Raw genomic sequence first — 3,012 nt, forward strand, 5'->3', positions numbered from 1 at the left:
CGTCCACGGCCTGCCGCAGCACCTTCGGCACCCCGCTGGTCTCCAACGCCCGCTCGGCACCCCGCCCGCACGTCAGGTCCCGGACGGCGCACAGCGCGTCGTCCTCGCACGGGTTCACCGCGTGGGTCGCCCCCAGCCGCCGCGCGAGCGCCAGCCGGCGCGGGTCCGGGTCGACGGCGATCACCCGCGTCGCCGCCGTCAGCCGCGCCGCCATCACCGCCNNACCCCGCACCCCAGCGGCGCCAGCACCTCCGGCGGCAGTCCAGCGGGGACGGGGACGACGTTGCGCTCACCGGTCAGCGCGAGCGTCGAGAACGAGGACTGCCCGAAGAAGTGCCCGTGCAACGGCTCCTTCGTCCGCCGGCCCGCCCCCCACACCGTCGCGCTGCCGTCCAGCCTGCTCCCGCCGAACAGGTTCAGCGCGGGCCAGTGCGCGCACCGCACCGGGCGGCCGGTCAGGCACGCCGGGCAGCGCCCGCAGGACGCGAAGCTCAGGACGACGCTGTCGCCGGGCGCCACCGAGGTGACCCCGGCACCGACCGCCTCCACGGTCCCCATCCCCTCGTGACCCAGCACCGCCGGGACGGGAAACGGGGTGTGACCCGCGCGGACACTGAGGTCGGTGTGACAGATGCCGGCGGCCTGGACCCGGACGAGGACCTCGTCGGGGCGAGGGTCGTCGACGCGGATCTCTTCCAGGGCGAAAGGGGCGCCGTGGGCGCGGACCACGGCTGCGGTGGCGGTGTGCATGGGGGGCTCCGATGAGGGTGCTGCACAAGATGACATGTTTCGGTGGGAGGTGGTGGAGAAGTGCGGGATCACGCACCCTCCTCACGGCAGCACCCCGCCCTCACGCACCACCCGCAGCGCCTGCGCGGCGATCGTCAGCGTCGGATTGACCGCCGCCGACGACGGGAAGAAGCCGCCGTCGACGACGAAGAGGTTCGCCACCTCGTGGCTGCGGCAGTACGGGTCGAGGACGGACCGCGCGGGATCGGTCCCCGCGACGGTCGTCCCGCACTGGTGGCCCGTCGCCTCCACGCCCAACTGCCGGGAGAACACGAGGGGATACCCGGCCCGGCGCATCATCGCGGCGGCGGCGCGGACCAGTCTGCGGTGGGTGCGGGTGTTGGTGGGGTGCCAGCGCACGGTCACGTCGTCGGCGCCGGGCCCCGGCAGGACCCGGTTGTCCGGGTCGGGCAGGTCCTCCGACATCACCCACCAGTCGACGCTCCGCGCGGCCAGGGCCGACAGCAGCCGCCGGGGGAGCCGGGGACGGGCGGCGGCGAGCGTCGCCTCGTACACCTTGCCCATCAACTGGAGGTTCCCCAACGGGTGTTGGCCATGAGGGCCGCCCGGGAGGTAGAAGTCGTTGACGGCCAGGGTCTTCTGGAACGTCACCGGGTTGCGGCGGCGCGGATCGACCGCCATCAGCACGGAGTTGTTGTGCAGCATGAGGTTGCGGCCGACCAGCCCGCTGCCGTTCCCGAGCCCGTCCGGATGCGCGGCGCCGCCCGAACGCAGCAGCAGGACCGCCGAGTTGACGGCACCGCACGCCACCACCACGGTCCCGGCGCGCAGGTGGACGGTACGCCCGTCGCGGACCGCGTCCACGGACGTCACCCGCTTCCCGCCGGGGTCCGTCCGCAGCCGCACAACTCGCGTACGGGTGAGGAGCCTTACCGTCGGCGTGCGCAGTGCGGGCCGCAGTGCGCGGGTCTCCGCGTCGCTCTTCGCGCCGACCCGGCACGGGAACGCGTCACAGGTGCCGCACCGCTCGCACGCCCCGCCCGGCGCCAGGTCGACGCCGAGTTCGACGGGGTAGGGGTGCAGGCCCTGCGCCGTGAGCCGGTCGGCGAGTTCGGCGATGACCGGCTCGTGCGGCACCGGCGGCCACGGGTACGGGGTGCTGCGCGGCGGGCCGCTCGGGTCGGTGCCGTCGGCGCCGTGCACCCGGTAGAGGCGCTCGGCCTCCGCGTAGTACGGCTCCAGGTCGCCGTACGCGAACGGCCAGGCGGGCGAGGTGCCTTGGAGGTGCTCGACCGCCCGGAAGTCGCTCGCGCGCAGCCGGGGGAGGGCGGCGCCGTACACCTTCGTGGTGCCGCCGACGCCGTAGAAGCCGCCGGAGGTGAAGCGGCGGCCCTCGGCCGTGTGCCAGGAACCCGTGTTGTGGTAGCGGCCCTGCTCGAACACGGCCTGAGGGGACCAGTTCTCGGGCTCGCGGGGCAGGAAGTCGCCCCGCTCGACGACGAGGACGCGCGCCCCCGTCGAGGCCAGCGCCCAGGCGGTGGTGGCACCGCCCGCGCCCGAGCCGACGACCAGGACATCGGCCTCGTACACCTCCCGCTCCTCCGTCACGACCGGCGGCGAGCCGGGACCCCACAGGCCGGTCATGACACGGCCCTCGGCGGGTCGTAGAGCCGGACGGGCGTGCTCTCGTGGAAGGGCAACTCCTCGGGGATCTCGGAGAGTTCGAGGTGGAGGCCGAAGGGTGTGCGCAGGTAGACGAACCGGACGCCCGCGATGGGGCCGTCGGTCACGGTCTGCGGCTCGCCGAGGGCAACTACCTCGTCGTACCCGGTGAGATGCTTCAGCGAGGCGTCCAAGTCCGTGGTGCCCAGGGCGAGATGGTGGCCGCCCCAGTCGCTGTTGCGGGGGTAGACGCGGCGCTGGTCGGGGGACGTGTACTGGAACAGCTCGACATTGGTGACCGGGCCGAGGCGCAGCATCGCGATGTGCGCGACCGCGTCGCGGTGGACGCCGAGCTGGCGCAGCATCCACAGGCCCGCCGGGTCCGCCACCGGGCCGGTGAGATAGGCGAGTTGAGCGCCGAGGGCATCGGTGAAGAAGGTCACGGCCTGGTCGAGGTCGGGGACCGTGTAGGCGACGTGGTGGACGGCGCCGACGCCGGGGACGGTGATCATGGCTGGTCCTTGCGGGAGTTGTGAGAGTTGCGGGATTCGCCGGGGGTGCGGGAGTCGAGGGCGTCGCGGGCGGTGCTCGGGGTGCGGG

Annotated in this window: 3 protein-coding genes and 1 pseudogene; all 4 read right to left on the minus strand. The window is 73.8% G+C overall.

Annotated features, from left to right (window positions below):
- Positions 1-214 (minus strand): zinc-binding dehydrogenase (locus AOK24_RS51190; RefSeq protein WP_240554129.1); only part of this gene is annotated, 214 nt, incomplete at its 3' end.
- 9 nt (positions 215-223) lie between these two features.
- Positions 224-786: pseudogene (locus tag AOK24_RS26500) on the minus strand (alcohol dehydrogenase catalytic domain-containing protein); the annotation flags it as partial.
- Between the two features lie 45 nt (positions 787-831).
- Positions 832-2,394, minus strand: a complete 1,563-nt coding sequence (locus AOK24_RS26505) for an FAD-dependent oxidoreductase (protein WP_055722582.1) — start codon at positions 2,392-2,394, stop codon at positions 832-834.
- A complete protein-coding gene (locus tag AOK24_RS26510) occupies positions 2,391-2,924 on the minus strand; it encodes a VOC family protein (protein WP_055722583.1) in 534 nt (177 codons plus the stop codon). Before AOK24_RS26510 ends, AOK24_RS26505 begins: the two co-directional genes overlap by 4 nt.
- Between the last annotated feature and the right edge of the window lie 88 nt (positions 2,925-3,012).

This window comes from Streptomyces niveiscabiei (genome assembly GCF_001419795.1).
Classification (GTDB): Bacteria; Actinomycetota; Actinomycetes; order Streptomycetales; family Streptomycetaceae; genus Streptomyces; species Streptomyces niveiscabiei.

What these genes read in the sequence shown, in the direction of transcription:
- AOK24_RS26505 (WP_055722582.1), bottom strand. Translation starts at nt 2,394, where the DNA reads ATGACCGGCCTGTGGGGTCCCGGCTCGCCGCCGGTCGTGACGGAGGAG.
- AOK24_RS26510 (WP_055722583.1), bottom strand. Translation starts at nt 2,924, where the DNA reads ATGATCACCGTCCCCGGCGTCGGCGCCGTCCACCACGTCGCCTACACG.